Raw genomic sequence first — 3,250 nt, forward strand, 5'->3', positions numbered from 1 at the left:
CGAGGTGGCCGCGGCCAACAAGCCGCCGCGCGCGGCGCGCCCGGCGCGCCCGGCCACCACCGTGCGTCCGCAGCCCCCCGCCACGCAGGGGGACGCGTGACGACCCTGGACGTGCTGTTCGCCGCCATCGGCCTCATCGCCGCCGCCAGCGCCGTGCTGGCCGTCACCACCCGCCACCTCGTCCACGCCGCGCTCTGGCTCGTCGTCACCCTCGGCACCCTCGCCGGCTGCTACCTCGTGCTCGGCGCCGAGCTGGTCGCGCTGGTGCAGCTGCTCGTCTACGTCGGCGCGGTCGTCGTGCTCGTGCTGTTCGCCCTGATGCTCACCCGCGCGCCGATCGGCCCGAGCCCCGAGCACGCCGCCGGCCCGGTGCAGCGCGCGGCCGCGGCAGTGGCCGGTGCCGGGGTCGCCGGGCTGCTCGGCGCGGTGCTCCTCACGGCGCTCGGCGGCAGGCTCGTGAGCACCCGCGAGGGCCGGACCCGCGGCATCGCCGAGCAGCTGTTCGGCACGTGGGTGTGGCCGTTCGAGCTGCTCTCGCTGCTGCTGCTCGTCGCGCTGATCGCCGCCTTCGCGGTCTCCCGTATGCCGTCCGGGACCGGCGCCGAGGTCACCTCACCCGAGCGGGCCGAGGCGGTGCAGGTCCCGTGATCCACCTCGCCCTGCCCCTTGCCCTCGTCGCGATCCTCGCCGGTGCCGGGGCCTACGGGGTCATCGCGCGGCGCAACGCCGTCCTGGTGCTCATCGGGGTCGAGCTGATCCTCAACGCGGCCAACCTGCTGCTGGTCACCATGGGCTCGGTCACCGCCGACACCCTGCGCTCCGGCCACGTGCTGGCCCTGTTCGTCATCACCATCGCCGCGGCCGAGGTCGGCGTCGCGCTCGCCGTCATCCTGGCGCTGTTCCGCGACCGCGGGCACGTCGACCTCAGCGAGCCCGGGACATGACCGGCCTGGCCACGACGACGGCACGGCTCGTCGTCCTCCTGCCTGCCCTCGCGGCGCTCGCCGGGCTGCTGCTCGCGCGCCGGTCCCGCGCCGCTTCCGGGGTGGTGGCCATCGGCGCGGCCCTCTCCGGGGTAGTCCTCGCGGTCCTCGAGCTGGTGGCCGTCCACTCCGGCGGGGCGACCTCCTCGGTCGGGACGATCGGCGCGCTGCCGCTGGGTGAGCTCGCCGTGCCGCTGCACCTGCTCGCCGACCCGCTGTCGGCGGTCGTCGCCCTGGCGGTCGCCGTCGTCGGCGCGGCGGTCCAGGGGTTCGCGCGGTGGTACCTCGCCGAGGACGACCGCTACCCCGTCTTCGCCGCCAGCGTCTCGCTCTTCCTTGCCGGGATGCTGCTGACGGTGCAGTCCGCCGACCTCGTGCTGACGCTGGTCGGCTGGGAGGTCATGGGCTGGTGCTCCTACCTGCTCATCGGCCACGACAGCCGCCGCGCCTCGGCGCGGCGGGCGGCGTTCAAGGCCTTCCTCGTCACGCGGACCGCCGACCTGGCGCTCGTCCTCGGCCTGGTCATCCTGGCCGCCGGGCCGCGCACCACGGCCATCCCGCGGGTCATCGCGCACTGGCAGGGGGACCACGGCGCGCTGCTCACGGCCGCGCTGATCTGCCTGCTGTCCGGCATCGCCGGCAAGTCGGCGCAGTTCCCGTTCCAGGACTGGCTGCCCGACGCCATGGAGGGCCCCACGCCCGCCTCGGCCCTGATCCACGCCGCGACGATGGTCGCGGCCGGCACCTACGTCGTGGCCCGGCTGTTCCCGCTCTTCCTCGCCTCCGACACCGCGCGCCTCGTGCTGGCGGTGGTCACGGCGGTGACCATGGTGGGCTCGGCCGTGCTGGCGTTCGGCCAGTCCGACCTCAAGCGGCTGCTCGCCTGGTCGACGGTCAGCCAGGTCGCGATCATGCTCTCCGGCCTGGCCGTCGCCCCGGCCTCCCCGTGGCCGGGGGTCACCCACCTGCTCGCGCACGCCATGTTCAAGGCACTGCTGTTCCTCGCGATCGGCTGGCTGAGCGTGCTGACCGGGGGCACCACCGCGGTGGCCATGACCGGTGGCCTGCGCGCGCACCCGATGCTGCGCGCGCTGGTCGGGGTCGGCCTGCTCGCGCTCGCCGGCGTGCCGCCCCTGGTCGGCTTCGTGTCCAAGGAGCTGGTCATCGGGGCGGCCGAGGAGGGCACCCGGCACGGCCCGGTCCTGGGGGCGTGGCTGGTCCTGGTGGCCCTGCTCGTCACGGTGCTCCTGACCGCCGCCTACTGCACCCGCGCCTGGCTGGTGCTCACCCATGAGCGGGCCGACCTGGCGCAGCCGCCCGTGCCCGAGGCGGGCACCGCCGGCCACGGGCACGCGCCGATCGACAGCCCCGCGACGCTGAGCGTGCAGTCGCTCGGCGTGCTCACCGTCCTCGGAGGCATCCTCGTGCTGACCCCCCTCGTCGGTGACGTGGGCAGCATCGGCTGGTTCACCGCAGTGCTGTCCCTGCTGCTGGTCGCCGGGGCCTTCGTCGGGGTCCGCCGCGGCGCCACCGCCACGCCCAGCGGCGACGCCGCCGAGCGGCTCGGGCCGGGGCGCACCGCCCTGCTCGACTCCGGGCTGGGCGTCGACACGCTCTACGTCCGGGCCGTCGCGCGGCCGGTGACCTGGCTGGCCCACGTCGTGGTCCGGGCCGACCGCGACGTCATCGACGCCTACGTCCGCGGCACCGCCGTGGCCACCCGCTGGGCCGGGCTGGGAGCCGAGCGTGCCCACACCCGCAAGCCCTCGGCATACCTGGTCTGGGTGCTGCTGGGGATGCTCGCGGTCGCCGTCGCGGGGGTCAGCCTGTGGTAGCCGTGCTGCTCGCCGCGCTCGTGGTCCCGGCCGTCGCCGGCACCGGGCTGGTCCTGGCCGGCCGGGCCGTGCGTGCCGTGGACCCGTTGCGCGCCAACGCCTTTGCTCTCGGGGCCTCGGTGCTGACGTTCCTGCTGGTCGTCCTCACGGTCATCGCGCGGCCCGGGCTGGACCGGCCCTGGGTGCCCTCGCTCGGGGTGCGCCTGCACCTGGGTGTCGACGGGATCAGCGCACCGCTGCTGCTGCTCACCGCCGCCCTCGGCGTGGCGGTCGTGCTGCACGCGCGCAGCCAGCCGCCCGAGGGTGGCTCGGTGACGACGTTCTACGGCTGCCTGCTCATCGTCGAGCTGGGCGCGCTGGCCACCTTCCTGGTCCGCGACGCCGTCCTGTTCTTCGTCGCGTTCGAGACCGTGCTGGTGCCCATGTGGGTGC

The 3,250-nt window shown here is 75.3% G+C and carries 3 protein-coding genes and 1 pseudogene; all 4 read left to right on the forward strand.

The features are described from left to right. Positions 1-96 precede the first annotated feature (96 nt). The gene (locus tag VF825_RS17940; protein WP_331115916.1) at positions 97-648 is read left to right on the forward strand and encodes an NADH-quinone oxidoreductase subunit J; all 552 of its coding nucleotides are present in this window, start codon (positions 97-99) and stop codon (positions 646-648) included. Next, positions 645-944: an NADH-quinone oxidoreductase subunit NuoK gene (nuoK, locus tag VF825_RS17945; protein ID WP_331115918.1), complete on the forward strand. Its 300-nt coding sequence runs from the start codon at positions 645-647 to the stop codon at positions 942-944. Before VF825_RS17940 ends, nuoK begins: the two co-directional genes overlap by 4 nt. Next, on the forward strand, positions 941-2,818 hold the full coding sequence (locus tag VF825_RS17950) for an NADH-quinone oxidoreductase subunit L (RefSeq protein ID WP_331115920.1): 1,878 nt from the start codon (positions 941-943) through the stop codon (positions 2,816-2,818). The genes nuoK and VF825_RS17950 overlap by 4 nt, the downstream gene beginning before the upstream one ends. Positions 2,819-2,820: 2 nt before the next feature. Next, positions 2,821-3,250: pseudogene (locus VF825_RS17955) on the forward strand (NADH-quinone oxidoreductase subunit M); the annotation flags it as partial.

It is taken from the genome of Oryzihumus sp. (assembly GCF_036391795.1).
Lineage (GTDB): Bacteria > Actinomycetota > Actinomycetes > Actinomycetales > Dermatophilaceae > Oryzihumus.

Bases quoted from the DNA above. Each gene is read 5' to 3' on its own strand.
- VF825_RS17950 (WP_331115920.1), top strand. From the start codon at position 941: ATGACCGGCCTGGCCACGACGACGGCACGGCTCGTCGTCCTCCTGCCT.